Source organism: Asaia sp. BMEF1 (assembly GCF_051628905.1).
Taxonomy (GTDB): Bacteria; Pseudomonadota; Alphaproteobacteria; order Acetobacterales; family Acetobacteraceae; genus Asaia.
In genome coordinates this window covers 3,280,852-3,305,975 of sequence record NZ_CP157575.1, presented here as the reverse complement: position 1 = coordinate 3,305,975, position 25,124 = coordinate 3,280,852, and the positions used below count along the sequence as shown (strand labels likewise).

The window sequence follows — 25,124 nt, the reverse complement described above, 5'->3', positions numbered from 1 at the left end:
GGTCCAGCCGAAGCCGGTCCGTCAAGCGCGCCGCTTTACAGCAAGATTCTCGTTTTCACAAGCCAGCGCGATCGCCTTGGCCCGCGCGTCGCCCAGATGAGCGTCAAGCGCCTCGACAATAGGCCAGTTGCCCGCCCGCAATCCGGCCTCACCATGCAGCCATGCCCCTGCACAGGCGGCCTCCCAGGGCGGCATGCCTGCCGCCAGCATCGCTGCAATCACTCCCCCCAGCGTATCGCCCGACCCCGCCGTCGCCAGCGCCGGGCTCGCATGATCGTTCAACGCCACCCGCCCGTCAGGCGCCGCCACGACGCTCACCGCCCCCTTGAGCAGTACCACGGCGCCCACACGCTGCGCGGCATCCCGCGCCGCCGAGACGAGATCGTCGCCCGGCGCACCGAAGAGTTTGGTAAATTCTCCGATATGAGGGGTGATTACGGCGACACCATGCAGTTTCTCCGGCCGATTACCCGCCCAGCCCAAAGCTCCCGCATCGGCCAGAACAAGCCGCTTTGCCGCCAGCAAGAGCGGCAGACTCGCGTCCACCTCGTCTTTGGTCAGTCCGGGACCGCAGAGCCACACCTTGCGACGCTCATCCTCAAGCAGTTCCGCAAGCGGCGCGTCATCAATCACAAGACCCGCTGCCCCCAGCCGGTAGGCGGCCGCCCCTTCTCCAGCACTGATACGCACCAGCCCTGCCCCGCTCGCCCGCGCTCCGGCAGCAGCCAGCCGTGTAGCGCCGGGCATGACCTGCCCCGCGCAGAGACTCACCACACCACGACGGTATTTGTGGTCTTCCGGGCTCATGGCCGGCACATGCCAAAGACCGGGCCAATTGTGCCAGATCCGCGCTTCAGCTTCGGCAAGACACGCCTCGGGCATCCCGATATCGGCACAGACAAGCTCACCAACAATCTCTTTGCCGGGAAAAAGCACATGACCCGGCTTGGGGCGCACGAATGTCACGCTCATGCGGTAATCCGGCCCCTCTGCCAGAGCCGCGCCAGTCAGACCACTGACCGCGCTCGGCAGATCGACGGCCACCAGAACACGCGCCGCCCACAGAACCTGCATCACCTCGGTCGCTGGTGGCCGGTCGAGCCCCGCACCGAAAAGCGCGTCGATCACCAGATCGGCCCGACGGGCATTTTCGGCTGTGAAAGCCGTTCGGCGCCCCCGATAGCGCGAAGACGCCTCCATGGCGGCACTCCCCTCACGGGGCGGCGCCAGCGACGCCACCTGAACCGGCCAGCCAGCACGCTCGAGATAGCGCGCTGCCACATAACCGTCGCCGCCATTATTACCCGGCCCGCACAGCACAAGCACGCGACACGCTGCAAAACGGGCCCGTACCGCCTGCGCTACCGCCCAACCCGCACGATCCATCAACGCGCTGATTCCGACCGTCTCGCTCGCCTTCTTGTCCATCACCCCGCATTGCGCCGGGGTGGGCAGGGAAAAACGCAGACTCGGCTTCATGATCGTTTCACTCCGTGGTTGATGATTTCGCGCATACTGCTAGGGAACGTCGCACAACCCTCCGGTATTCCCGATCCCGCGCTTTTGAGGGCGCGATCCCTTGCCGGACCCGATTTCTGGTGGAGAAGACATGTCGAACCCGTTTCTCTGGAGCGTGATCCTCGCGCTACACCTGCTCTGCATGGCCTACTGGATTGGCGGCGGTCTCTATGCTGCCATTGTCAGCCGTACCACCGTTGCCCTGCTAGAACCGGCCCAGCGTCAGAACGTCCAGATTCAGCTGATCGCCCGCTATTTCCGCGCCCTGTTGCATATCGTGCCGACAGCCCTCGTGACAGGCTGGCTTCTGGTGCTGCACATGGGGGGATTTGGCGCCATGAGCCTGCCGATCAACATCATGCAAGGCCTCGCGCTGATCATGGCGCTGGTTTTCGTCAGTGCATATTTCGGGCCGTTTCAAACACTGCGCCGCGCGATCCGCCCGCAGCCTGCACTTTTCGCCAAGGTGCGGCAGCGCGTCATCCTGATGGTGGCGGTCGGTGTCCTGACTGTTTTCTTCGCAGCCATGGGCGGCGATATCTGACGTATTGCCTTTCCAACCCGGCATTGGGCACAAGAAAACGCGTCATTCTGCGCGTTCTTGCGCCCAAGCGCCGGAAAATCTTGCCTTTTGCGGTATTTCAAGATAACGCACGGGCGATTGGCCACCGCTCTGCGCTTGCCCAGCTTCTGCGAGGCAATGCCTGAGCGCCGCATCTTTTCTAGACCTCCATAGTTATCAGAGAGCAGTTTGACCGCAAAATCGACCGCAGGTTCGGCAAAAACCTCCCCCGCACGCAAGAAACGTTCCTCCTCCAAGGCGGAGAATGGTGTGGTGGAGTCCGTGGCGGAAGCACTGCCACGCGACATCCAGTCAGAGGCCCTCGCCGCCGAAACTCCGGCCAAGGCAAAGCGCGGCCGCAAGCCGCAGGCCAGCGCCGCTGTCGCAAAACCTGCTGCCGTGAAGCGTGTTCGCGTCAAGACTTCAGCCGCCAAGCCCGTCGCAGAAGAGCCTCTGAAGTCCGAAAATACGGCTGCGGCTGAGGCAGTACAGCCTGTCAAGCGTGGGCGCGGTCGCCCGCGCAAGAACCCCGTTGCGGCTGTCGTGAACGAAACTGCCCATAACGAGATCGCCGCCCCGGCAGAGGCGCCGAAGCCGAAGCGCGGCCGCAAGCCCGCTGGTGCTAAGGCCCCGGTCGAGAAAACTGTTGCGGCAAAACCCGCCGCTCGCAAGGCACGTGCCAGCGCCAAGGCCGAGCCTGTCGTCGCAGAGCCCGCCTCCGCCGTCGAAGAATCGATCACCGCTCCTGTCGCACGCAAGCGCACCCCGCGCAGCACGACCAAGGTTGAGACCCGCGCACGCGCAGTGAAAGAGGCGGCTGAAAAAGTCGCTGCGCAGAATAATGCGCCCGTCGTCGAAGCCGAAAAAATCGAGCCTACCCCCGTTGTTGATGCCCCTGCCAAGCCCGGCCGACGCAAGCGCGGCCCATCGGCAAAGACGGTATCGGCTGTCGAGACAGTAGCAGAAACCGGAAACGCGGCTGAAATCGACCCGGCCATGAAAGCCCTCGTCGAAGCGCCCAAGCCGCTCTTCTCAGAACTCGGCCTCTCCGCCCCGATCATGCGCGCCATCGAAGAGATGGGCTACGAACACCCGACACCCATTCAGGCCCGTGCCATCCCGGTGGTGCTGAACGGTCAGGACGTGCTTGGCGTTGCGCAGACAGGCACGGGCAAGACGGCCTCTTTCACGCTGCCCATGCTCGAGCGTCTCGCCGGATCGCGCGCCCGCGCCCGCATGCCGCGCTCTCTCATTCTGGAGCCGACACGCGAACTGGCGCTTCAGGTTGCCGAAAACCTTACTCTCTATGGCAAACATCTACGTCTGAACCATGCGCTTCTCATCGGTGGCGAAAGCATGGCTGATCAACGTGCCGTGCTGAACCAGGGCGTCGATATCCTGATCGCCACGCCGGGCCGCCTGATGGACCTGTTCGATCGCGGCGGTCTGCTTCTGACCCAGACAGGTATTCTCGTCATCGACGAGGCTGATCGCATGCTCGACATGGGGTTCATCCCAGATATCACGCGCATCGTGTCGATGCTGCCGGTCAATCGCCAGACCCTGCTTTTCTCGGCGACGATGGCGCCGGAAATACGTACACTGGCTGACCAGTTTCTGCATCTGCCCGAAGAGATTACGGTATCGCGCCCGTCCTCCGTCGCGACGACGATCGAGGAAGCGCTGCTTGTTGTTGACGAGCATGAGAAGCGCCGCGTGCTCCGTAAGCTGCTCAAGCGCGAGAACGTGCAAAACGCTATCGTGTTCTGCAATCGCAAGCGCGATGTCGATGTGCTCTACAAATCCCTGCACAAGCATGGTTTTTCGGTAGGCCATCTGCACGGGGATTTGGCGCAGTCGCTGCGCTTCAAGACGCTTGAACGTTTCAAGAGCGGTGAGCTGCAAATCCTCGTCTGTTCCGATGTTGCTGCGCGTGGCATCGATATCGGCGGGCTCTCGCATGTCTTCAATTTCGACCTGCCGTTCAACGCAGAAGATTATATCCACCGCATCGGTCGCACCGGACGTGCTGGCAAGACGGGCCACGCCTTCAGCCTGGCCTCACCGCGCCAGAAGCTTCTGGCGGAAGCCATCGAGAAGCTGAAGCACGCGCCGATCCCGATGATCGAAATCGAAGGAATCGACACCCTGCCTTGGGCCGACCCGGAGCAGGAAGGCGCACAGCCGGAGCGCCGCGAGCGTCGTGGCAAGGAGCGCGGTGGCCGCCAAAATCGTCATGGGGAAAGCCGTGACCGTGGTGACCGTGGTGACCGTGGTGACCGTGGTGACCGTGGTGACCGTGGTGACCGTGGTGACCGTGGTGACCGTGGTGACCGGCCTGTTGCGAGCGAGCCCGCGCGTCAACAGCCTCGTGACAAGGCTGAATCGAGCGGTGTTTCCATCGCGCCGACAACACCCTTCGATCACGACGCACCGCGCACCGGTTTCGGTCACGATACGCCCGCTTTCATGCTTCTGCCGCGCCGTAACCGGAGGGCCGAAAATGACGACCAGATCGGGCCGATCCAGCATCGTGGCACTGTCTGAGTTCTGATGGCCTCCCTTATCGAGACGAAAGTTCTCTCTTTCGGCGCGAATGGTGACGGGCTTGTTCTTATTGAAGACAAGCCCGCCTACGTTCCACAAACCGTCCCCGGCGATACGCTCAAACTGCGTTATGACGATAACCGTCATGTCGAGCTGATCGATCTCCTGTCCCCCTCGCCCGACCGTGTCTCGCCTGTCTGCTCGCTGTTCGGCAGCTGTGGCGGCTGCGCAATGCAGACAACGGCACGACCAGCTCTGCTCGAGTGGAAAATCGGTCTGGTGCGCCACGCCCTGAACCGTGCCGGGTTCGAGAGGCTGCCGCGATTCGAGTCGATGCAGGTGCCGGCAGAAAGCCGCCGTCGAATCGATCTGGCTTTCCAGCGCGAACCGGGCAGGATTGTGCTCGGGCTGCATCGCCGCCACGGCGACGTGGTAGACATGACCGAATGCCATGTGATCGAACCGGCCCTTATGGCGCTGCTCGACCCGATGCGCGAGGTGCTGGGCTCGCTAGGCGCCGTCACCGGTGGGGGCGATCTGCAAATCAATCTCTACAGCTCAGGGCCAGATCTCCTGATCGCCACCGACGCTGCGATGACCCCGACCGACCGTGTCAAGCTGGCTGCCTTCGGTCGTGCGCACAAGATCCCGCGCATTTCCTGGCGCTCGAAGCGTCGTCCAGCCGATGGCTTCGAAATTGTCGCCCAGCAAGGTCCGGTCTTTCACGCTTTCGGTGCGGTCAAGCTGACACCTCCGCCCGGCGGCTTCCTTCAGGCGACCGATCAGAGCGAGACGGCCATTGCCGATTCCGTCCTGGCGGCTCTACCTGCACTGAACAGACGTGACCCGATTGTCGAACTGTTCGCCGGTTTTGGCACGCTGACTGTTCCGCTCGCTCAGAAAGGTCGCGTTCTGGCCTTCGAAGGCCATTACGAAGCCATCGCGGCGCTCAAATCCGGCGCGGTCGGCCAGCGTATCGAAACGGCTCATCGCGATCTCACGCGCCAGCCCCTGATTGCAAAGGAACTTGCCAAGGCGCGCGTGATCGTTCTCGACCCGCCCCATGCCGGGGCTCTGTCGCAAATGGACCATATTGCGCGCTCTGGCGTAGAAGACATCGTCTATGTCAGCTGCAACCCGCAGGCTCTCCAGAAGGACGCGTCGCTTCTGGCCAAGGCGGGTTACGAGGTGCTTTCTGTGTCGGTCATCGACCAGTTTCTGTGGTCGACCGAAGTCGAAGTCGTGGTGAGCTTCACGAAAAGCAAAAAGAGGCTTTCACGTCGTCAGACGTGAAAGCTCTCGCCGCACCCGCAGCGGCCTTTTTCATTCGGATTTGTGAAGGTGAAACCGGATTCGAGATCCTTGATCTCGTAATCCATCACCGTCCCGATCAGAAACAGCGTGGCTTTGCGGTCGACAAGCACCTGTAATCCGTGATCCGTCACGCTCTCATCGCCCGGCGATGCGCTCTCGACAAAGCTCATGTCATAGGACATGCCTGAACATCCGCGGGTATTGACGCCGATACGGAGGATCTGCCCCTTATTGGCCCCCTCATAAAGCTGCTTCAGACGCTTTGCGGCACGCTCGGTCATCTGCATCAGGGGCGGCAATGCCCGCTTGACGGGCGATGGGGCGGTCTGTGTCTCGCTCATGGCTCTTCTTCCCCGTTCAGAACATGTTCAGCGCAAGACGCGCATCATCACTCATGCGGCTCATATCCCAAGGCGGATCCCAGACGATCACGACGCTGGCCTTGTTGACACCGGGTAGAGCCGCCACGGCTTCGCGCACCTGCTCAGGCAGTTCCTGCGCGCTCGGACAATTCGGCGCCGTCAGGGTCATCTCGATATCGACCCGACCGTCATCATGCAGGTCGATCGCGTAAATGAGTCCCAGCTCGTAAATATTGACCGGAATTTCAGGGTCATAAACGGTCGCAATAGCCGAAATGACACTATCTTCGTCCGGCACCCCTAAAGACACGGCCTCAGGGGCACCATCTTCAGCCGAGGCGCCGAGCGGTCTGGTCAGGATATGGTTTTCATCAGTCATGAGAGGCCCTCCCTGTGTCAGACCAGCATCTGCCGGGCGCGTGACACGCCCTTGACCAGTGCATCGATATCGTCGCGTGTCGTGTAAACGCCGAAGCTCGCCCGCGCTGTTGCAGTAAGGCCGAGACGGCGGATAAGGGGCTCAGCGCAATGCTGTCCGGCGCGGATCGCAATACCCAAGCGGTCCAGCAACACTGCGAGATCATGTGGGTGCGCCCCTTCCACAATGAAAGAGACCACACCGCCCTGTTCTTTCGGTGCGCCGACAAGACGGACGCCTTCGCAGGCTCCGAGCGTCTCACGGGTATAGGCAACCAGCGCTTCTTCATGCGCCGTAATCGCCTCGGCACCGAGGTCTTCCATGAATGACAGCGCGGCGCCCAGACCGATCACCTCGATAATCGGCGGTGTGCCAGCCTCGAATTTATGCGGTGTTTTCGCCCAGCTCGATTTCTCGAAGCTGACGCTTTCGATCATCTCGCCACCACCCATGAAAGGCGGCATGGCATCGAGCAACTCGGCCTTGCCCCAGAGCAGACCAATGCCGGTCGGCCCATAGAGTTTGTGCCCGGTGCAGACAAAAAAATCGGCGTCCAGATCCTGCACGTCGATGGCGCGATGCACCGCAGATTGCGACCCGTCGAACAGGATACGCGCCCCGTAACGATGGGCGATACGCGCCAGTTCTTTCGCCGGAGTCAGCGTGCCGAGCACGTTGGACATATGAGTGATGGCAACCAGACCGACACGACCGTCTTCGAGCAGGGCCTCATAGGCCCCGAGATCGAGATCGCCCTGCTCGGTGATCGGCGCGACGCGTAGCTCGATCCCCGTACGATCACGCAGCATCTGCCAGGGAACGAGATTGGAATGGTGCTCCAGCTCGGAAATCAGAACGGCCTGACCCGGCTTGAGCAGCGCTCCGAAAGAATGCGCGACGAGATTGATCGCCTCGGTGCTGTTACGCGTGAAGATGATCTCGTGACGGTCCGGCGCATTCAGGAAGCGGGCCGCCTGCGTGCGCACCGATTCATAGGCTTCGGTCGTGCGCTCGCTCATCCAGTGCAGCCCGCGATGAATATTCGCGTATTGGTGCTGCATGGCCTGCGCCATGGCATCGATGACGCAATCGGGCTTTTGCGCTGAGGCGGCACTATCGAGAAAAACGAGCGGACGGCCATGCACGGTTTCCGACAGGATCGGAAACCGGCTGCGCAGCGTCGCAAAGCGGTCGAGAACGTCGTTCGAGGTCATCATGCCTCTCTTTTCTGCCACCAGGCATCGACACGCCGGTCGAGCAGCGCATAGGCCGCTTCATCCGTTACCAGAGCCAGAGCGTCGAGCAGGAAGGCGCGCACTAGAATGGCGCGGGCCTCGGCGTGAGGAATGCCACGGGCACGCAGATAGAAGAGCTGCTCGTCATCGAGCGCACCGACCGTTGCGCCATGGCTGCATTTGACGTCGTCGGCATAGATCTCAAGCTCCGGCTTGCTGTCGATCTGCGCCTTTTCCGACAGAAGCAGGGCCTGGTTCATCTGATAGCCATCGGTCTTCTGGGCAATGCGATCGACATAGATCTTGCCCTGAAAAACGCCATGGCCCGCATCCATCAGCACGTTCTTCACTGTCTGGCGCGAATTGCAGTCAGGCGCGGCGTGGGTGATGACCGAGGTCAGATCGGCATGCTGCGTGCCTGCCAGAAGCTGGGCCGCATTGACATGCACGATGGCGTGCTTGCCACCGAGATGCGCAAGCACTTCGTGACGAGAAAGCTTTGCCCCGAGAGTCAGGGTGAAGCTGTCATAGGTGCCATGTTCGGCAATCTGCGCGTTTACCAGAGCAAGATTGGTGGCTTCGATACTGTCCTGCTGCACGCGCAGATGGGTCAGATGCGCCTTTTCTGCCACCGAAACCGTCAGGCTCGGATTGGCAAGATACGCGCCCTCGCCGGACTGCACATCGAGAAGCGTCAGCTTGGCGCCTTCTTCGAGCGTAAACTGATGCGCGAGATGCGTCGATATCTGGTTGCCACTGGTCACGAGCGAAACCAGCGCGATCTGCCCGGCGTCCACCCCCGCCGGCACGCGCAGGGCAAGCCCCGGCTGCTGCATGGCGTTGTTGAGCACGCTCAGGGGGCGGTCGGCCAAAAGTGGCACCGCCAGAGCGACGGATTCGACTGAATCCGGCAGGCTTGTCAGGGCAGAGACCACGACACCGTTAACGAAAACGACGCGATAGCCCTCCAGCGCCTCGGGCGCCAGACGGGCGAGGGTCGCCTTGGCTTCTTCCGCCGAAACGGGTTCGGGTGCGGCAAAGCCGGTCTTGTCGAGATCGCGCAGCGGTGTATAGCGCCACGCTTCGAGACGACGCTGGGGCAGGCCCTGACGCTGCAACAAGCTACGCGCCTCGCCCTGATGCGCCCGCGACAAAAAGGACTCGATCGCGGGAGAAATGGCGGTCGCGCCGCTCATGCCACCGCCTCGAGATATTGCTGATAACCCTGCGCTTCGAGCGCCAGCGCCACTTCGCCACCGCCGCTATGGATAATCTTGCCCTTGGCCATGACATGCACACGATCGGGCTTGATGTAATCCAGCAGGCGCTGGTGATGGGTGATGATCAGAGCCGAGAAATCGGGGCCGCGCAGGCTGTTCACGCCCTCTGCCACGATACGCAGCGCGTCAATGTCGAGACCGCTATCCGTTTCGTCGAGAATGGCGAATTTCGGGCGCAGCATACGCATCTGCAGCACTTCGTTGCGCTTCTTCTCACCACCGGAAAAGCCGACATTAACGTTGCGCTTGAGCATGTCGTCGGACATGTGCAGGTGCTTCGTCTCTGCGCGAACGGCCTTCAGAAAGCCGACCGCATCGAGTTCCTCTTCCTTGCGGGCACGACGCACGGCATTGACGGCGGTGCGCAGGAAATTGGCATTATTCACGCCAGGCAGTTCGATGGGTGCCTGAAACGCCAGAAACACACCTAGAGCCGCGCGTTCTTCCGGCTCGAGCGCCAGAAGGTCTTCACCAAGAAACTCGGCGCTGCCTCCGGTCACTTCGTAGTCTTCACGACCTGCCAGCACATAGGAGAGCGTCGACTTGCCCGAACCGTTCGGCCCCATGATCGCATGGATCTGGCCCTTCGGAACTTCGAGGTCGAGACCGCGCAGAATCTCCTTAGGGGTTCCGTTATCGTCGATCTGCGCACAGAGACCGGAAATTTTCAGAAAATCATTCATGATGCGGCTCTTTACCCGACGCTACCTTCAAGACTGAGTTGCAGGAGCTTCTGTGCTTCCACTGCAAACTCCATGGGGAGTTCCTTCAGGACATCCTTGCAGAACCCGTTGACGATGAGACCCACGGCATCTTCTTCCGACAGGCCACGTGACCGGCAGTAGAAGAGCTGGTCTTCAGAGATCTTCGAGGTGGTCGCCTCATGCTCGACGCGCGCCGTCATGTTGCGGTTCTCGATATAGGGCACGGTATGCGCGCCGCACTGATCGCCAATCAGCAGACTGTCGCATTGCGTGAAATTACGCGCACCGCGTGCCTTGGGCATCATGCGCACCAGACCGCGATAGGTGCTGTCAGAGTGACCGGCGGAAATGGTCTTCGCGATGATGGTCGAGCGCGTATTGGGCGCCAGATGGATCATCTTCGTGCCGGTATCGGCCTGCTGACGATTATTGGTGACGGCCACCGAGTAGAACTCGCCCACCGAACCCTCGCCTGCCAGAATGCAGGAAGGATATTTCCAGGTGATGGCAGACCCGGTCTCGACCTGGGTCCAGGAGATCTTGGCATTGCGACCACGGCAGGCGCCGCGCTTGGTCACGAAGTTATAGATGCCGCCCTTGCCGTTTTCGTCGCCCGGATACCAGTTCTGCACCGTGGAGTATTTGATCTTGGCGTCATTCATCGCCACGAGTTCAACCACGGCGGCATGAAGCTGGTTTTCATCGCGCATCGGCGCGGTGCAGCCTTCGAGGTAGGACACTGTCGCACGATCTTCGCAGATGATCAGCGTGCGTTCGAACTGCCCCGTATTACGCGCATTGATGCGGAAATAGGTCGACAACTCCATCGGGCATTTGACACCCTCAGGCACGTAGACGAACGAGCCGTCGGTAAAGACCGCCGAATTCAGCGCTGCGAAGAAATTATCGCTCACCGGCACGACCGAGCCGAGATAACGCTTAACCAGATCGGGATGCTCGCGAATGGCATCGGAGATCGGGCAGAAGATGACCCCGGCTTCTTCAAGTGTCTTGCGGAAAGTAGTCACGACCGACACGGAGTCGAACACGGCGTCAACGGCTACCGGCAGACGCGCCTCCTGCTCGCCCGCGCCTTCGACACCGGCCAGAATGGCCTGTTCATGCAGCGGGATACCGAGCTTTTCGTAGGTGCGCAGCAGTTCCGGGTCGACTTCTTCAAGCGATTTCGGTCCGGGCTTCTTCTTCGGCTCGGCGAAATAGAAGGCGTCCTGATAATCGATGGCCGGATAGTCTGGCTTTTGCCACGTAGGCTCTTCCATCGCTTGCCAGGCGCGGAAGGCCTGCAGACGCCAGTCCAGCATCCACTCGGGCTCCTGCTTGCGCGCGGAGATGAACCTGATGGTTTCTTCGCTCAGCCCTTTCGGGGCGAATTCCATCTCGATTTCGGTCTCGAAACCCCATTTATAGGTCGATTGACCGAGGGTTTCGACGGCTTCACGGGTTTCCGTTACGGCTGGCATCTCATCCCTCCCTGGCAGGATGATGATCATGAGCGACGCAGCGTGAAGCAGGCGCGAAACCGCCTGTCAGGTGCGCACGGCTCATATCGTCAAGATTGATGGATTCGAGGGTCGAGCGAATGGCCTTGTTCACCATGTCCCATTGACCGGACGAGAGGGCGCACAGCGATTTCGCCTCGCAAACCCGCCCCTCGACACAGGCGGTCAACGCAATCGGTCCGTCGACCGAGGTAATGACAGCGGCAATCGAAATATCGGAAAGCGCGCGGGCAAGACGGTAACCGCCCCTCGCGCCACGATGCGACGCGACCAGACCGTCAGCGGCCAGACCCTTGAGCAATTTGGCAACGGTCGGCTCCGGTACACCAGTCGCCCCCGCAAGCGCGGTGGCTGTCATCAGCGTGTCCTGTTGGCCAAGCTGCACGAGCAGAACCGTTGCGTAATCAGCGAGTTTCGATAACCTGAGCATTGTGCTCCCTCGATCAGTCCCGCATGGACAGAAATTAAAGACCTAAATGGTGCTATTTTTAGTAGCAGATGCGCGCTGAGGGCCTCTGCGTCAACCCTTTTCGCCGCCTGTTACAAAGAGATAAACTCTGCCTAGCCGAGATGGCCGAAGCAGAGCCGCATGAGCATGTCCAGAACCGCGCCGACGACGAAACCGACCAGCGTACCGTTGATACGGATATATTGCAGGTCGCGCCCCACACGCTGCTCCAACCGCGCTGAGAGCTCTGCCGGGTCCCACCGCTCCATGACCGAGGCGATATAAGCCGCAAGCTTGTCGCGCAGAGAGGGCAGTATCCGCACGAGGGTCGTTCTGAGCGTTTGTTCCAGGCGCGCGCGCATCGCGGGATCATGATCGAGCTGATCGGCCAGGCTGAGCAGGGCCGCCTCGATCACGCTACGGCTCCAGCCTTCCTCACAGGCAAGGTCGGCCTCGGCGAGCCCCCTAAAACGCTGCCATATCTCAGACCACCAGAGCTTGAGACTGTCGTGACCAAGATAGCCTGACATCGCATCGCCAAAACGTGCCCTGCGCTCGGGATCCTGCTCGAGGCGGTCGATTTCCTGCCTGATCCAGCCGGTAAAGCCTTCACGCAGTTCCGAATCCTGAGGGTCCACACGATCGAGTTCGAGATAGAGCGCCGTGATGACGCGATTGGCGACAGAAGGACCGATGGCCCAGCCGATCATCCGCCCGCCCTGCTCACGTACACGTTCTTCGATGAAGCTGCGCAGCGTGGCTTCGCGTTTTTGCACGCCCCCCTTGAAGCGCTCGAGCAGCGCAGACAGCACCTCCTGATGCAGCTCGTTATCGACCAGCGCCCGAAGCGCGCGCGTGACCACCTTGATGGACGCCTCCCCGCGGGCGAGCACCGGCAGCGCCTTGCCAATAGCCGCAGAAGCCCGCCCGTCTTCGAGCCGGTCGAGCATGTCGGGCACGCTACGACGCAGCGCCGCCGCGGTAGCATTGGCCGTGCGTGGCTGACGCAACAGATTGGCGAGAATGCGCGCCACGTCGGCAGAGGCGAGCGCACGGCTCGCATCTTCTTCCGTAAAGAATTGCGTTGAGACGAAGCGGCCCAAAGCCCGCGCCAGACGCGGCTGCTGACGGGGCAAAACCGCCGTATGCGGAATCGGCAGGCCGAGCGGGTGCCTGAACAGGGCTGTGACGGCGAACCAGTCCGCAATGCCGCCAACAACGCCCGCTCGCGCGCCGGAGCGTAGCACCTCGAGCAGGAAGTGATCTTTCACCAGCCCCATGGCGGGCATACCGGCAGACAGGACCATGACGCCACCCATCGAGATGAGCAGCCCCCCCGCCAGACGGCGCGAGGCTTTCAGCCCTGCGAGCGCCTCTGCCTCCGAGGCACCGCTCTCTGCCTGACGCTCTGTGCCGGGTGATGTATCGGAATTCGGATGATGCATTTTCAACCGATTATCACCAGTCGGATAAAAAGTCCTGCACCTCCCGCGATCCTCCATTGCCATCATGCCTGCGGCATGGAAAACCAAACGCAGTCCGTGACCCGAATTCAAGCGAGAGTGCCTTGTCCAATACCGCGCCGCATCACGCCCCTGACGGAACGCCCGCGCATAAGGCGGATCAGAAACCTGCCGCCATCGCCAATGAGGGCGTCGTTTTTGCCGAGCGTCTGACAGGAGAGATGCAGGCGCTCCAGGATCGCGCCGCGCATGAGCGCCACGCCCCCGATCCTATCGAGACGCTTTCGAGTGAGATCGGTGACGAACTGATAGACGGCGCACTTTCGGTCGCGACGCTTGAAAACGCTGTGCGCGTGCTCCGCGACGGCAATCTCAAAGAGCGCGCCTCCCGTCTGCGCAGCTATGTGGGTCTCAAGGATGAGGCAACGCCTGACGGGCGTCTGGACGAGGCAGCACGCAAGACGGTCGAAAGCTGCGATACGGTCGAAGGGCTGATCGCGAAACTCTCGCGACCCGGTTTCGCGGCAGTGTTTACGGCTCATCCGACTTTCGCTCTGGCCGATAATGTCTATCGCCACATTGTCGAAATGGCGACCGACCCCAGCCATCGCCTGCCCGAGCTGAAATCGCATCGTCGCGAAGGCGCTCCCACTCTCGCCCATGAACAGAATCTGGCGCTCACAGCGATTCTACGCGGGCGCGATGCGCTCGACATCTTCAATGCGTCCATTCTGAAGCACGCTGCCGCGCGCTGGCCCGATCAGGAAGCCGCACTTGCAGCGTTCGATGTCAGAACCCTCATTCTGGCCACCTGGGTGGGGTTCGACACGGATGGCCGCAGCGATATCCATTGGTGGGACACACTGCGCATCCGCCTTGCGCTGAAACGCACGCAGCTCGAGCGCCTGCGCACGCAGCTCGAATCCTTGCTTCCGCAATGTTCGCAACTTGTCGCACGCATCGATGTCGCGCTCGGCGCGGTGAAGGAGCAGGAAGCCGCCTGCCCCGACCAGCAGCGTCATGATGCCACCGCCATCGCCGCCTTCGCCCAGACGCTGGTCAGCCGGCGCGAAGCCGCCCTCGCCTCTGCCGAGACGCTGGCTCCGCTTTTCGACGAAGCGCTCTCTCTGCTGGAAGGCCCGAAACGCGCGGCGCTGCTGACCGCACGTTCCGGCTTCATGGCGCATGGTCTGGGTGCGGCTCATATCCATACCCGTCTGAACGCGACCCAAATTTATAACGTGGTACGCCATCGCCTCGGCATTGAAGACGACCCCACCATTCCGTCGCGCCGCCGCCTTGTGCTGTCGCAGATCAATGAAGCGCTCGAATCGCTGAAAGCCCCCATCCCCGTCGATTTCGGCGCACTGATGATGGAGCAGTCTTCCGCCGGTCGTCTGATGATGACTATGGCGCAGATTCTCAAGCATATCGACAGTGGCACGCCCATCCGCTTTCTTATTGCCGAGACCGAAAGCGGCTACACGCTGCTCGCCACGCTCTGGCTGGCGCGTCTTCTGGGCATTCGCGACGATCAGATCCAGATCTCTCCTCTTTTCGAAACGCAGAGTGCGCTCGAACATGGCGAGATCATTCTCGAAGAGGCATTCCGCTCGGCGCAATGGCGCGAATACATCCGCAATAATGGCCGTCTCTGCCTGCAATTCGGCTACTCGGATTCGGGCCGTTATATTGGCCAGCTTGCCGCGACGAATCTTGTCGAGCGCCTGCGCCTGCGCACGCTGTCGCTCATGCAGAAACACGGCATGAAGGATATCGAACTCGTTCTGTTCGACACCCATGGCGAGAGTATCGGGCGCGGCGCGCATCCTTTCAGCCTGTCGGACCGACTCAGCTATTTCTCGCCGGATCACACACGCGGCCTCTTCGCCAAGGCCGGTATCAGCCTGCGTGAGGAAGCGGCTTTCCAGGGTGGCGATGGCTACACGCTGTTCGGCACGGCGCCGCTCGCCGCCTCGACCATTGCGACGCTTGCCGAGCATCTGACCCGCCCGCTTTCGACCGCACGCGACCCGATTTATGACGAGCCGGATTTCTCATCCGATTTCTTCTCGACCATCGCACTCGACATGAGCAGCCTCGTCGAAGATCCCGGCTATGCCGGGCTACTCGGCGCGTTCGGCCCGGCACTGATCGACAAATCGGGTTCGCGCCCCTCTGCCCGGCAAGGCGATGGCATCAGCGTGACGCGCATCACCCATCCGAGCCAGCTGCGCGCCATTCCGAATAACGCCATTCTCGAACAGCTTGGCTGGTGGACAAACGTGCTTCAGGGCTTCGGGACGGCAGCTTCACGCCACCCCGAGACCTTCGAGAAGCTGGCGCGCAGCAGCCGACGCTTCGGCCTCGCGCTCGATTTCGCCCGCCAGGCCGCGGCGCATTCGGATATCGGTGCCCTGCGCGGTATTGTGCGCCTGCTCGACCCGGGCACCTGGCTCGATCGCGCCGCTTCGGCCCGTAATGAAGAGCAGCGCAGCCAGCATCTCGTGCTGGCGAGCGGTCTGGAGGGGCTGGAATTCTGGCGCAGCCTGCCTGCCATGTTCCGTCGCATTCAGGCCGATCATATCGCGCTCGAATCGGTGTGGAGCCATACACTCAAGATGAGCGCGCAGGAGCGCACGCTGCACGCGATCCGTCATGCCGTGATCGGCCAGATCTGGATTCTGGCCACGCGCATTCCCTATTTCAGCCCGCGCAACGACATCAATCGCGAAACGCTGCTCAAGCTCGTGCTTCAGCTTGAAATCCCAGCTGTACTCAAGCGCCTGTCGGAAATCTTCCCGCAATCGGCCGGGATGGTGACCGATCTCGATTTCCATGAACCCAGCGGGCCACGTGACGATCACGGCTTTACCCGCGAGCATGAAGAGATCTTCGCCCCGATGGCGCGTCTCTTTGCCGTGCTCCGTGAAATCAGCGTCGCCGTGATGCACGCCAACGGCTCTTTCGGCTGATGTGCTTCCTGAGCCTGGTCTTTAGATCGGGCCGTGAAAATCGTCTCGCGGGCCTGCCCGCGGATGATCTGAGGAATATCCGGGACAGGCTCCGTGCCTCCCTCCCTTTCCGGGAGTTCACCATGAAATTGCACTCACTGCTTCTGGTAACCCTGTCTTTTTCCGGCGTGGCCTATGCGACCGAGCCATCCGAAATCATGCCCGCATCGGGCATCAAGTCACCTTTCTCGGCTCCTGCCGTTCCGACTGACCTCAAGCCGCTCACCGGTTCGCTCGCCTCCTATCTGAACCAAGGCTATCAGATCGTCACGTCGAGCGTATCAGGGTCAGAGCTTTTGCTTACACTCAGCCATCGCGGTGGCACCCTGCTCTGCGCGCTCACGCCGCCCGACCTGCGTAACGATCAAAATATTGCCACATCGCGATGCTGGACACTCAATAGCGTTGATAGCAAACGGTGAGGCAGGACGTGGACCGAGCAGTTTACTCCATGCTAGTCACAGGAACGTGACAATCTGCCTATCGGCATGAGGAGATGACATGCATCTGATTTGGACATTGATCGTCGGTTTTTTCGTTGGGTTGATCGCCAAGTTTCTGATGCCCGGGCGCGATCCGGGCGGCTTCATCATCACGATCTTTCTGGGCATCGCAGGCGCGCTGCTCGCCGGGTGGATCGGCCAGAAACTTCATTTCTACCACTCGGGCCAGCCTGCCGGTTTCGTCGCCTCCGTATTCGGCGCCATGATCCTGCTGCTGATCTATCGGCTCTTCGCGTCAAATAATAATCAGGCCTGAGAAAATCTCCCCGGCTTTCACGGCCGGGGAGAAATCGGGCTTACTCTCCCGTCCAGCCCTTGTAGCTGCCGACATTGTCACGGGTGATCAGTGTCGGCGCCATGAGGCGCACCGTGCCCTTGGCAAGCTTTCCATCCTTGATCGCCTGCCCCATGGCAATGCCATCCTTACCCATCTGATAGGGGTCCTGGCTGGCGGAGGCGACGATGGACGATCTCGGATCTTTCAGCGACGCCACAATATCGGGCGCACCGTCGACTGAGGTGACAGTAATACCCTGCCGACGCGCCTGACGGATGGCCAGATCGCCGCCGATCGCCTCCGGATCATTGATGGCAAACACGCCCTTCAAATTCGGAAAGCGCACCAGATATCCCTGCATAACCTTGAAGCCCAAGTCGCGCTCGGCGCCACCATTCTGGTCATCGCTGACGATCTTGATATCGGGATATTTCGCCAGAACCTCCTTGCACCCCTTCACTCGATCGATGATCGACGAAACCTGAGGCCCGTTCTCGATGGCGACCTCGCCTTTACCGTCGATCTTCTTGGCCAGATACTCGCAGGAGACGCGTCCAGCCGCCACGTTATCGGTCTGAACGGTGCCATCAACACCGGCAGAGCCCACGTCGACGGCAATCACCGTCGCGCCGGATTTCTGCACACGTTTGATAGCGGGCATGACGGCCTGAGGATCGACACCGTTGAGCAGGATCAGATTGACGCCTGATGCCACAAAGCTGTCCATCTGGGAGAACTGCTTGTTGAGGTCGTAATCGGCTGACAGGGCATTGATTTTGGCGCTGGGCGCCGTCGTCTTGAGCTGGGTCGTGGCCCCTTTGACCAACGCCACGAAATACGGATTACCGAGCGAGCCAACCGAGACGCCCACATTGCTGATGCCCTCGGCGCGCACAGCCGGAGCCGCCAGAGCGGTGGAGAGAACGAGCGCACCGAGGAGAAATTTGGAACGAGTGATCATCTTGAAACATCCGAAACGGAAGAAAAACAAACTCGAAAAATGAAAAGGCGCGGCCTGTGATCAGGTGCGCGCCGCAGGAGCGCGGAACCGGTCGAGAGCGACCGCCACGATGATGACGAGTCCCTTGACGATGAACTGCCAGATATCGGACACGCCAATAAGGATGAGGCCGTTGGTCAGAACCGCGATCAGAAGCGCACCAACCAGCGTGCCCCAGATCGTTCCGACGCCGCCAACAAACGAGGTGCCGCCGAGAATAACCGCAGCAATGGCATCCAGCTCGTAAGACTGGCCGAGTTGCAGGCCGTTGGCAGCATAGAGCCGTGCGGATGACATGACGGCCCCAAGACCGGCCAGGAGACCCGAAGCCGCATAGACGAACATCAGCACAAGACCGACACGGATACCTGCGAGACGCGCTGCCGAGGCGTTGCCGCCAATGGCGTAGATATGAACGCCCAGCACGGTACGACGCAGGATGAACCAGCTCACCACCACGACGGCGAGGGCGATAACCGCAAGCCAGGGAATGGTGAAAGTGGAAGTCACGGCGATGCCGTCATTGCCGATCCAGGCAAACGACAGGTCAGGATTGAAAATCGTGCGGTCATTGCCCATCAGGCGCGCCAGGCCACGCACGGCGGTGAGCGTACCGAGTGTGACGATAAAGGGGGGAATCTTGACCCCTGCGATCAGCGCACCGTTGAAAACGCCAATCAGCAGCCCCGCCCCCAGACAGGCCGGGACGGCAAGCCAGGCCACATGTGGCAGGAGAGAAACGATCAGCCCGCACATTGCGGCAAAGGCCAGAATGGAGCCCACCGAAAGATCGATACCGCCCGTCAAAATGACGAAGGTCATGCCCGAAGCGAGCACGGTATTGATCGATGCCTGTTGGGCGATGATCGACAGATTCTGCCCCGAGAGGAAACGGTGCCCGCCCAGAAAATGGAAACCGAGGGCGAGAAGGATCAGAACCGGCAACATGCCCGCGGCCTGAAGAATGCTGCGGGTCGTTGCGCGTGCGTTGAGCTGGGCGGCGGGAGAAGCCGCAACCGCCGGGTTGAGAGTGGTGCTCATAGAAATCGTATCCTAGGCGGCGATTGAGGAAGCGGGGGCGAGACCGACTGCCAGAGACATGATCGCCTCCTGCGTGATCGCTTCGCCCGTAAGTTCACCTGTGAGATGACCCTCGCGCATGACCAGCACGCGGTCGCTCACGCCGATGATCTCGGCCATTTCGCTCGATATGACGATGATCCCGAGCCCCTGGGCTGCCAGATCGTTGATGATGCGGTAGATCTCTGTTTTGGCGCCGATATCGACGCCGCGTGTCGGTTCATCGAGGATGAGCAGTTTCGGACCGGTTTCGAGCAGGCGTCCAAGCAGGACCTTCTGCTGATTACCCCCGGAAAGCCCGCCGACATTGGTCAGCATGTTCTGGGCCTTGATACGTAGTGCCGAGAAAGAACCCGTTGCACGTGTGCGCCCCTTGCCCTGATCCAGCACACCGAGCCGTGAATCGCGCTCGACAACGCCGAGGTTGATGTTGCCGCTACAGGACATGTCGAGAAAAAGCCCGAGCGATTTACGGTCTTCGGTGAGATAGGCAATTCCCGCCGCCAGGGCGTCGCGCGGCGAGCGTATGTCGACCTTGCGGGAATCGAGCGTGACCGTACCCGCTACTTTGGGATCGGCACCGAAAATCAGCCGGGCGAGTTCGGTGCGCCCCGCTCCTACCAGCCCTGCGATTCCGAGAACCTCGCCCGGGCGAACACTGAAGCTGACTGGCTGGACGCGCTTGCCATCTGTCAGCCCTTCGACCTGAAGGATCGGCGCTGCATCGTAACGGACGTGATTGCCATCTTTTTCATAAAAGCTCGACAAATCGCGACCGACCATCAGGCTGACAATACGCCCGGAGGAAAGCTCGTGTTTCTCGAGTGTGCCGACATGGGCGCCATCGCGCAGTACGGAGACACGATCGGCCAGCTCATCGATTTCATCCATGCGATGGCTGATATAGATGAGCGCCAGACCCTTGGCGCGGAGCTGGCGGATGAGCGCGAAGAGCCTCTCCGTCTCGCGGGCCGAAAGGGCTGTCGTCGGTTCATCGAGTACCAGAATACGCGCATCACGATGCAGCGCGCGGGCGATCTCGACCAGTTGCTGCTCGGCTACCGACATGGTCGAAAGCTTGTCTTCGGGGCCGAAGGGCGCGCCGAGTTCCTTGAGCAGACCGCGGCAGGCCTCATTCATGGCCGAACGATCGATCATACCCCCTTTACGCAGTTCCGAACCCAGATGGATATTCTCAGCAACGGTCAGGTTGGGGGCGAGCGCAAGCTCCTGATAGATAATGCCAATACCCAGAGCCCGTGCAGAAGCCGGGTTAGTAATTCTGGCAACCTCACCGGCAATACGAATCTCACCGCCCGGATCGGCGATATACGCACCTGACAGAATTTTCATGAGGGTGGACTTGCCAGCCCCGTTCTCGCCCATCAGGGCAAGGATTTCACCGCCATAGGCGCTGAGAGAGACATCCTTGAGAACCTTGATCCCGGAAAATGTCTTAGAAATACCCGCCACATGCAGGAGCGGAGCCCCGTTTTCCTGCGTTTCCGTTGTGGTCTGTTGGGCCAATGCCATGGGACCAGCCTCCCGATTTGAGCCTGAAGCAGCGGGGGTTTTGCCCAATGGGCCCCTCTGCCGAAAAGGAGAGAAGCAGAGTTTTGATTAATTTTATATAATGTTTTTGCAATATTTTGGTTAGTCACCAGAACGTGAACGTTAATTGCCGTTCATTTTTCTCTCGAATGCGTCAAGTCCTCTCCACCTCCTTCCTGGTTCTCGAGTGCTGCCTGCAGAAAGCCGGTCAGCGACGGGGCTCGAGCCTCCTTCATAAGCGGCCCGAGCATGCCGTCGATCGCCAGAATTGCGAGTCCATGCACACGAGCCCAGAGCCCGGCCATACCCGCCGATTGCATCGCTCCTGGCGTTTTGCCCTGCGAGAGAAGCCTCAATGCCTCGAAGGCGCGTCCTGAGGCGGCGGCCAGGTCGGGCCGACTGTGATCGAGCAGTGCGTTACGGAACATCAGTCGGAAAAGATCGGGGTTAGCGAGGGCAAAGGCAATATAGGCGAGCCCGGCAGCCTGAGCCGCCGAGGCGGGCCGCTCGCTCGTATCAGAAGCTCTCTTCCCCTCGTGGCGCGGGGCAACGCCCCCCTTCTGAGCCTCGAGCAAAGCATCGGCAAGCGCGTCATATCCCTGCGCTGCCAGAGCGGATCGCAATCCGGCCAGCGTACCGAAATGAGGAACGGCGGCAGTGGCCGAAACCCCGGCCCTACGCGTCACGCCACGCAGGGAGAGTGCCTCTAGACCGCCCTCTTCCAGAAGGGTTCGCGCAGCGCGCAGGAGCGCATTGGCAAGATCGCCATGATGATAAGGCGTTGCGTCTGACTTCATGCTGTCTCCCTGTTGCCGCGGAACTTTACACTGAAAAGTTTTTCTTGACGAGGGACTGCCGCGCGTTCTTTACATTGTAAAGATAACTTGGAAATCTCATTCATGCTCGTCGTCCGCCCCAACCAGGAACGCCTGCGCTACTGGCGCAATGTCATAGGAGAACTGGGAGGGCTGGCCGTTATATGGCTTGGTGATGCCACAGGGCTGCAGAGCTACGCGATTCCTGCGACACTGGCCCTGATTGGCCTGGACGCTCTCAGGAGGTGGCACGCTCATACGGGGTTTACGACGCTCTGGTTCGCCCTCAACGGCATGGCGCTGGGCTACGGCGCTCTCAGCCTCACCGCCGCGGTGTATCTCTCGCCCGAGAGATTTGGCGCTCTCTGCGCCTTCCTTCTTGCGTTCTTCTTCCTGATCGGCAGCCTGACACGTGTTTCGCTCATTCAGGCATTAGCCGAACAGAGGCAGGCCGCGCGCTTTTCGAACCCGGTGCCCTTCCTGGACAGCTTTTTCCGGCTCTACACCCGCGTATGGGCGAGCTTCTTTCTGCTGAGAGGGTTCTACCTGCTCTATCTGGGGGCGCATTCCCATAGCGCCTTCATGGCGGGGATCGCGCTGAAAACCAGTCTGGTTGCGATGATCCTCCTCAGCTTCAAAGGCGAAGCCCTTTATCGCCTCTATGCGGCCTTGCGAGGCCGCTCAGCCACTGGGAAAGAAGCTGGCTGAAACGAAAAAAGCCGCCCCGAAGGGCGGCTTTCTCGTAGCGATGGACTGAACCCGAAGGGATCAGGCGCTCTTCGCCATGATCTCGTCAGCCACGTTGCGCGGCACCGGATCATAGTGATGGAACTGCATCGTGAACGACGCACGGCCCTTGGTAGCCGAGCGAAGATGCGAGATGTAGCCGAACATTTCCTTCAGCGGCACCTGCGAGCGGATCATGACGGTCGAACCGGCGGTTTCCTGGCTCTGGATGATGCCACGACGACGGTTGAGATCGCCCACCACGTCACCGACATGGTCGTTCGGGGTGGTGACTTCGACGTCCATGATCGGCTCAAGGATCACGGGTCCGGCATTCTTCATGCCTTCGCGGAAGCAGGCCTTGGCGGCGATTTCGAAGGCCAGAGCCGACGAGTCAACGTCATGGTATTTGCCGTCGAGCAGCGTGAACTTGAAGTCGACCGTGGGGAAGCCAGCCAGCACGCCCGTCGAGGACTGCATGCGGATGCCCTTTTCGACAGCCGGGATGTATTCCTTCGGCACCGTACCGCCGACGACCTTGTTCTCGAAGCTGATGCCTTCGTTACGCTCGACCGGGGTGAACTCGATCTTGACTTCAGCGTACTGACCCGAACCACCGGACTGCTTCTTGTGGGTGTAGGTCTCGATATGCGGACGCGAGATCGTCTCACGATACGCAACCTGAGGCGCACCGACATTGGCTTCAACGCCGTATTCACGACGCATACGGTCAACGATGATGTCCAGATGCAGCTCGCCCATGCCGGACAGGATGGTCTGACCCGTTTCCTGATCGGTCTTGAGCTTCAGCGAAGGATCTTCAGCAGCAAGCTTCTGAAGGGCCAGCGTCATCTTCTCGACAGCTTCCTTGGTCTTGGGCTCGACGGAGATGTCGATAACCGGAACCGGGAACTGCATACGCTCCAGAACCACCGGATCGGCGGCATCGGCCAGGGTGTCACCCGTCTGGGTGTCCTTCAGACCAACGAAGGCAGCAATGTCGCCAGCGCCGACCTGCTTGACTTCCTCACGCTTGTCGGCGTGCATCTGGAACATGCGGCCGACGCGTTCCTTGTGACCCTTGGTCGTGTTCAGCACGGTGTCGCCTGACTTCAGAACGCCACGATAGACGCGCACGAAGGTCAGGGTGCCGTACTTGTCGGAGATGATCTTGAACGCAAGACCAGCGAACTTGCCATCGGGGTCGACAGGCACGATCGGCAGGAAGTTCTCGTCGACTTCCTCGTCTTCCGGCGGCGCAATACGGATGCCTTCGACTTCGTCAGGAGCCGGCAGGTAATCGATGACGGCGTCGAGAAGCGGCTGAACGCCCTTGTTCTTGAAGGCCGTACCGCACATGACGGGACGGAACACGCCAGAGATGGCGCCCTTCTTGATGCACTTCTTCAGCGTTGCGGTGTCGACATCGCCCTTTTCGAAATATTCTTCGATCGCGGCTTCATCAACGCTCAGCGCCGTGTCCAGCAGGTTCTGGCGAGCTTCCGCTGCCTTTTCCTTCAGGTCATCGGGAATTTCGGCGTAATGGAACTTCGCGCCCAGCTCGCCGCCTTCCCAGATGATGGCGCGCATTTCGACCAAGTCGACCACGCCGAGGAAGTTCTCTTCGATGCCGATCGGCAGCTGAAGCGGAATAGCGACGATGTCGAGCTTTTCCTTCAGCGTGTCGAATGCGCGATAGAAATCCGCGCCGGTACGATCAAGCTTGTTGATAAAGATGATGCGCGGCACGTTGTAACGGTCAGCGAGACGCCAGTTGGTCTCGGACTGCGGCTGAACGCCAGCAACGCCTTCGATAATGAAGATGGCGCCATCGAGCACGCGCAGCGAGCGGTTCACTTCGATGTTGAAATCGATATGGCCCGGGGTGTCGATGATGTTGATGCGGTGGTTTTCCCACTCGCAGGTCACGGCTGCCGAGGTGATCGTGATGCCGCGCTCACGTTCCTGCGCCATGTAGTCGGTGGTGGTGTTGCCGTCATGTACTTCGCCGATGCGATGCGACACGCCGGTGTAATACAGAATACGCTCGGTCGTCGTGGTCTTGCCGGCATCGATATGCGCGGTAATACCGATATTACGGATCTTCGAGAGAGCCGATTTGGCTTCTGCGATGCTGCTTTCGGACACGGAGTACCTCCAGAATGCGATTAAAGGTGCTTCAGGACGCCCCGAAACACCTTTTGCCGTGGCCGTCACAGATCGACGCTGTTTTCGGAATACTCCGGTAAGACGTCGAAGCCGGATCGACCAAGTCGGGCCTTGTGATCGAGTGGCTGAATGAAACAACCCGACCACGTTTTCAAGGCCAATTTGATTGCTGCCCGCCTTTTGCAGCCAGAGGCCGCGAGGCAGGCGCCGTCAGACTCAAGCGGTCTGAGCGGCCTTGCTTTCCTGAGCGCGCAGGATGCGGCGCTTGATGACCTGAGCTTCGACCGGGAGCTTGCGGTTCGGCGTGGTGATCAGGAACGAGTCCAGACCGCCGTTATGCTCAACCGTGCGAATGCCCTGGGTGGAGAGACGCAGACGAACGCCCGTGCCGAGAATGTCGGAGAGCAGGGTGATTTCCTGCAGGTTCGGCAGGAAGCGACGACGGGTCTTGTTGTTGGCGTGGCTGACGTTGTTGCCCGTCAGCACACCCTTGCCCGTGATTTGGCAGCGGCGTGACATGGACTTGATCCTCGGTAGTAATATGTTCGCCGAGACCAGTCCCGGCATACGACGATGCGTTAAGGCGCGGCTTATGACGGACCCCCCCGTTCTCGTCAA

At 60.6% G+C, this 25,124-nt stretch carries 22 protein-coding genes; 7 read left to right on the top strand and 15 right to left on the bottom strand.

Annotated features, from left to right (window positions below; genetic code table 11):
• Positions 1 to 21 precede the first annotated feature (21 nt).
• Positions 22 to 1,479, bottom strand: coding sequence for an NAD(P)H-hydrate dehydratase (locus ABHV46_RS14790; RefSeq protein ID WP_438382097.1), 1,458 nt, complete (start codon positions 1,477 to 1,479; stop codon positions 22 to 24).
• A 130-nt stretch (positions 1,480 to 1,609) separates the two neighbouring features.
• On the opposite strand from ABHV46_RS14790, the gene ABHV46_RS14785 reads away from it, so the two are divergent.
• The 3 genes from ABHV46_RS14785 (at position 1,610) to ABHV46_RS14775 (ending at position 5,920) form a co-directional block, all read left to right on the top strand.
• The gene (locus tag ABHV46_RS14785; RefSeq protein ID WP_336945579.1) at positions 1,610 to 2,062 is read left to right on the top strand and encodes a hypothetical protein; all 453 of its coding nucleotides are present in this window, start codon (positions 1,610 to 1,612) and stop codon (positions 2,060 to 2,062) included.
• Between the two features lie 207 nt (positions 2,063 to 2,269).
• The gene (locus ABHV46_RS14780) at positions 2,270 to 4,627 is read left to right on the top strand and encodes a DEAD/DEAH box helicase (RefSeq protein ID WP_438382096.1); all 2,358 of its coding nucleotides are present in this window, start codon (positions 2,270 to 2,272) and stop codon (positions 4,625 to 4,627) included.
• Between the two features lie 6 nt (positions 4,628 to 4,633).
• Positions 4,634 to 5,920: a class I SAM-dependent RNA methyltransferase gene (locus tag ABHV46_RS14775; RefSeq protein ID WP_438382095.1), complete on the top strand. Its 1,287-nt coding sequence runs from the start codon at positions 4,634 to 4,636 to the stop codon at positions 5,918 to 5,920.
• Here ABHV46_RS14775 and ABHV46_RS14770 read toward each other — a convergent pair.
• The 8 genes from ABHV46_RS14770 to ABHV46_RS14735 form a co-directional block, all read right to left on the bottom strand.
• Complete coding sequence (locus ABHV46_RS14770; protein ID WP_025840811.1) at positions 5,911 to 6,282, bottom strand: HesB/IscA family protein; 372 nt, start codon at positions 6,280 to 6,282, stop codon at positions 5,911 to 5,913. The two genes, ABHV46_RS14775 and ABHV46_RS14770, sit on opposite strands and share 10 nt — an antisense overlap.
• 16 nt (positions 6,283 to 6,298) lie before the next feature.
• The gene (locus ABHV46_RS14765) at positions 6,299 to 6,682 is read right to left on the bottom strand and encodes an SUF system Fe-S cluster assembly protein (RefSeq protein WP_438382094.1); all 384 of its coding nucleotides are present in this window, start codon (positions 6,680 to 6,682) and stop codon (positions 6,299 to 6,301) included.
• A 17-nt stretch (positions 6,683 to 6,699) separates the two neighbouring features.
• Positions 6,700 to 7,938: an aminotransferase class V-fold PLP-dependent enzyme gene (locus tag ABHV46_RS14760; RefSeq protein WP_438382093.1), complete on the bottom strand. Its 1,239-nt coding sequence runs from the start codon at positions 7,936 to 7,938 to the stop codon at positions 6,700 to 6,702.
• Positions 7,935 to 9,152 carry a Fe-S cluster assembly protein SufD gene (sufD, locus tag ABHV46_RS14755; RefSeq protein WP_438382092.1) on the bottom strand — a complete coding sequence of 406 codons (1,218 nt, stop codon included), beginning with the start codon at positions 9,150 to 9,152 and terminating at the stop codon, positions 7,935 to 7,937. The genes ABHV46_RS14760 and sufD overlap by 4 nt, the downstream gene beginning before the upstream one ends.
• Positions 9,149 to 9,919, bottom strand: coding sequence for a Fe-S cluster assembly ATPase SufC (sufC, locus tag ABHV46_RS14750; RefSeq protein ID WP_438382091.1), 771 nt, complete (start codon positions 9,917 to 9,919; stop codon positions 9,149 to 9,151). The genes sufD and sufC overlap by 4 nt, the downstream gene beginning before the upstream one ends.
• An 11-nt stretch (positions 9,920 to 9,930) precedes the next feature.
• Entirely contained in the window at positions 9,931 to 11,421 is a 1,491-nt protein-coding gene (sufB, locus tag ABHV46_RS14745; RefSeq protein WP_438382090.1) for a Fe-S cluster assembly protein SufB, read from the bottom strand.
• 1 nt (position 11,422) lies between these two features.
• Positions 11,423 to 11,890 (bottom strand): SUF system Fe-S cluster assembly regulator, encoded by a 468-nt coding sequence (locus ABHV46_RS14740; protein ID WP_336945586.1) that lies wholly within the window; start codon positions 11,888 to 11,890, stop codon positions 11,423 to 11,425.
• 131 nt (positions 11,891 to 12,021) lie between these two features.
• Positions 12,022 to 13,353, bottom strand: coding sequence for a DUF445 domain-containing protein (locus ABHV46_RS14735; RefSeq protein WP_438382089.1), 1,332 nt, complete (start codon positions 13,351 to 13,353; stop codon positions 12,022 to 12,024).
• A gap of 239 nt (positions 13,354 to 13,592) precedes the next feature.
• On the opposite strand from ABHV46_RS14735, the gene ABHV46_RS14730 reads away from it, so the two are divergent.
• From ABHV46_RS14730 to ABHV46_RS14720, 3 genes are all read left to right on the top strand, one after another.
• Positions 13,593 to 16,346, top strand: coding sequence for a phosphoenolpyruvate carboxylase (locus ABHV46_RS14730; protein WP_438384443.1), 2,754 nt, complete (start codon positions 13,593 to 13,595; stop codon positions 16,344 to 16,346).
• A gap of 122 nt (positions 16,347 to 16,468) precedes the next feature.
• Positions 16,469 to 16,807 (top strand): hypothetical protein, encoded by a 339-nt coding sequence (locus tag ABHV46_RS14725; RefSeq protein WP_438382088.1) that lies wholly within the window; start codon positions 16,469 to 16,471, stop codon positions 16,805 to 16,807.
• Between the two features lie 79 nt (positions 16,808 to 16,886).
• Positions 16,887 to 17,144, top strand: a complete 258-nt coding sequence (locus ABHV46_RS14720) for a GlsB/YeaQ/YmgE family stress response membrane protein (protein ID WP_336945589.1) — start codon at positions 16,887 to 16,889, stop codon at positions 17,142 to 17,144.
• Positions 17,145 to 17,184: 40 nt separating this feature from the next.
• Here the strand turns inward: ABHV46_RS14720 and ABHV46_RS14715 are convergent, their stop codons facing one another.
• From ABHV46_RS14715 to ABHV46_RS14700, 4 genes are all read right to left on the bottom strand, one after another.
• Positions 17,185 to 18,126, bottom strand: a complete 942-nt coding sequence (locus ABHV46_RS14715; RefSeq protein ID WP_438382087.1) for an ABC transporter substrate-binding protein — start codon at positions 18,124 to 18,126, stop codon at positions 17,185 to 17,187.
• Between the two features lie 60 nt (positions 18,127 to 18,186).
• On the bottom strand, positions 18,187 to 19,206 hold the full coding sequence (locus tag ABHV46_RS14710) for an ABC transporter permease subunit (RefSeq protein ID WP_336945591.1): 1,020 nt from the start codon (positions 19,204 to 19,206) through the stop codon (positions 18,187 to 18,189).
• A 12-nt stretch (positions 19,207 to 19,218) separates the two neighbouring features.
• Positions 19,219 to 20,778: a sugar ABC transporter ATP-binding protein gene (locus ABHV46_RS14705; protein ID WP_438382086.1), complete on the bottom strand. Its 1,560-nt coding sequence runs from the start codon at positions 20,776 to 20,778 to the stop codon at positions 19,219 to 19,221.
• 152 nt (positions 20,779 to 20,930) lie between these two features.
• On the bottom strand, positions 20,931 to 21,593 hold the full coding sequence (locus ABHV46_RS14700) for a TetR/AcrR family transcriptional regulator (protein ID WP_438382085.1): 663 nt from the start codon (positions 21,591 to 21,593) through the stop codon (positions 20,931 to 20,933).
• A 102-nt stretch (positions 21,594 to 21,695) separates the two neighbouring features.
• Between ABHV46_RS14700 and ABHV46_RS14695 the strand changes: the two genes are divergently transcribed.
• Complete coding sequence (locus ABHV46_RS14695; protein ID WP_438382084.1) at positions 21,696 to 22,319, top strand: hypothetical protein; 624 nt, start codon at positions 21,696 to 21,698, stop codon at positions 22,317 to 22,319.
• A gap of 60 nt (positions 22,320 to 22,379) precedes the next feature.
• Here the strand turns inward: ABHV46_RS14695 and fusA are convergent, their stop codons facing one another.
• Positions 22,380 to 24,485, bottom strand: coding sequence for an elongation factor G (gene fusA / locus ABHV46_RS14690; protein ID WP_336945595.1), 2,106 nt, complete (start codon positions 24,483 to 24,485; stop codon positions 22,380 to 22,382).
• 237 nt (positions 24,486 to 24,722) lie between these two features.
• Complete coding sequence (gene rpmB, locus ABHV46_RS14685; protein ID WP_025840820.1) at positions 24,723 to 25,025, bottom strand: 50S ribosomal protein L28; 303 nt, start codon at positions 25,023 to 25,025, stop codon at positions 24,723 to 24,725.
• Positions 25,026 to 25,124: the final 99 nt, after the last annotated feature.

Excerpts from the sequence above, each read along its gene's own strand:
- ABHV46_RS14785 (WP_336945579.1), top strand. The coding sequence starts at position 1,610 with ATGTCGAACCCGTTTCTCTGGAGCGTGATCCTCGCGCTACACCTGCTC.
- sufD (WP_438382092.1), bottom strand. The coding sequence starts at position 9,152 with ATGAGCGGCGCGACCGCCATTTCTCCCGCGATCGAGTCCTTTTTGTCG.
- ABHV46_RS14765 (WP_438382094.1), bottom strand. The coding sequence starts at position 6,682 with ATGACTGATGAAAACCATATCCTGACCAGACCGCTCGGCGCCTCGGCT.
- ABHV46_RS14715 (WP_438382087.1), bottom strand. The coding sequence starts at position 18,126 with ATGATCACTCGTTCCAAATTTCTCCTCGGTGCGCTCGTTCTCTCCACC.
- sufC (WP_438382091.1), bottom strand. The coding sequence starts at position 9,919 with ATGAATGATTTTCTGAAAATTTCCGGTCTCTGTGCGCAGATCGACGAT.
- rpmB (WP_025840820.1), bottom strand. The coding sequence starts at position 25,025 with ATGTCACGCCGCTGCCAAATCACGGGCAAGGGTGTGCTGACGGGCAAC.
- ABHV46_RS14705 (WP_438382086.1), bottom strand. The coding sequence starts at position 20,778 with ATGGCATTGGCCCAACAGACCACAACGGAAACGCAGGAAAACGGGGCT.
- ABHV46_RS14730 (WP_438384443.1), top strand. The coding sequence starts at position 13,593 with ATGCAGGCGCTCCAGGATCGCGCCGCGCATGAGCGCCACGCCCCCGAT.
- ABHV46_RS14735 (WP_438382089.1), bottom strand. The coding sequence starts at position 13,353 with ATGCATCATCCGAATTCCGATACATCACCCGGCACAGAGCGTCAGGCA.
- ABHV46_RS14770 (WP_025840811.1), bottom strand. The coding sequence starts at position 6,282 with ATGAGCGAGACACAGACCGCCCCATCGCCCGTCAAGCGGGCATTGCCG.
- ABHV46_RS14790 (WP_438382097.1), bottom strand. The coding sequence starts at position 1,479 with ATGAAGCCGAGTCTGCGTTTTTCCCTGCCCACCCCGGCGCAATGCGGG.
- ABHV46_RS14700 (WP_438382085.1), bottom strand. The coding sequence starts at position 21,593 with ATGAAGTCAGACGCAACGCCTTATCATCATGGCGATCTTGCCAATGCG.
- ABHV46_RS14710 (WP_336945591.1), bottom strand. The coding sequence starts at position 19,206 with ATGAGCACCACTCTCAACCCGGCGGTTGCGGCTTCTCCCGCCGCCCAG.
- sufB (WP_438382090.1), bottom strand. The coding sequence starts at position 11,421 with ATGCCAGCCGTAACGGAAACCCGTGAAGCCGTCGAAACCCTCGGTCAA.
- ABHV46_RS14740 (WP_336945586.1), bottom strand. The coding sequence starts at position 11,890 with ATGCTCAGGTTATCGAAACTCGCTGATTACGCAACGGTTCTGCTCGTG.
- ABHV46_RS14720 (WP_336945589.1), top strand. The coding sequence starts at position 16,887 with ATGCATCTGATTTGGACATTGATCGTCGGTTTTTTCGTTGGGTTGATC.
- ABHV46_RS14695 (WP_438382084.1), top strand. The coding sequence starts at position 21,696 with ATGCTCGTCGTCCGCCCCAACCAGGAACGCCTGCGCTACTGGCGCAAT.
- ABHV46_RS14725 (WP_438382088.1), top strand. The coding sequence starts at position 16,469 with ATGAAATTGCACTCACTGCTTCTGGTAACCCTGTCTTTTTCCGGCGTG.
- ABHV46_RS14760 (WP_438382093.1), bottom strand. The coding sequence starts at position 7,938 with ATGATGACCTCGAACGACGTTCTCGACCGCTTTGCGACGCTGCGCAGC.
- ABHV46_RS14775 (WP_438382095.1), top strand. The coding sequence starts at position 4,634 with ATGGCCTCCCTTATCGAGACGAAAGTTCTCTCTTTCGGCGCGAATGGT.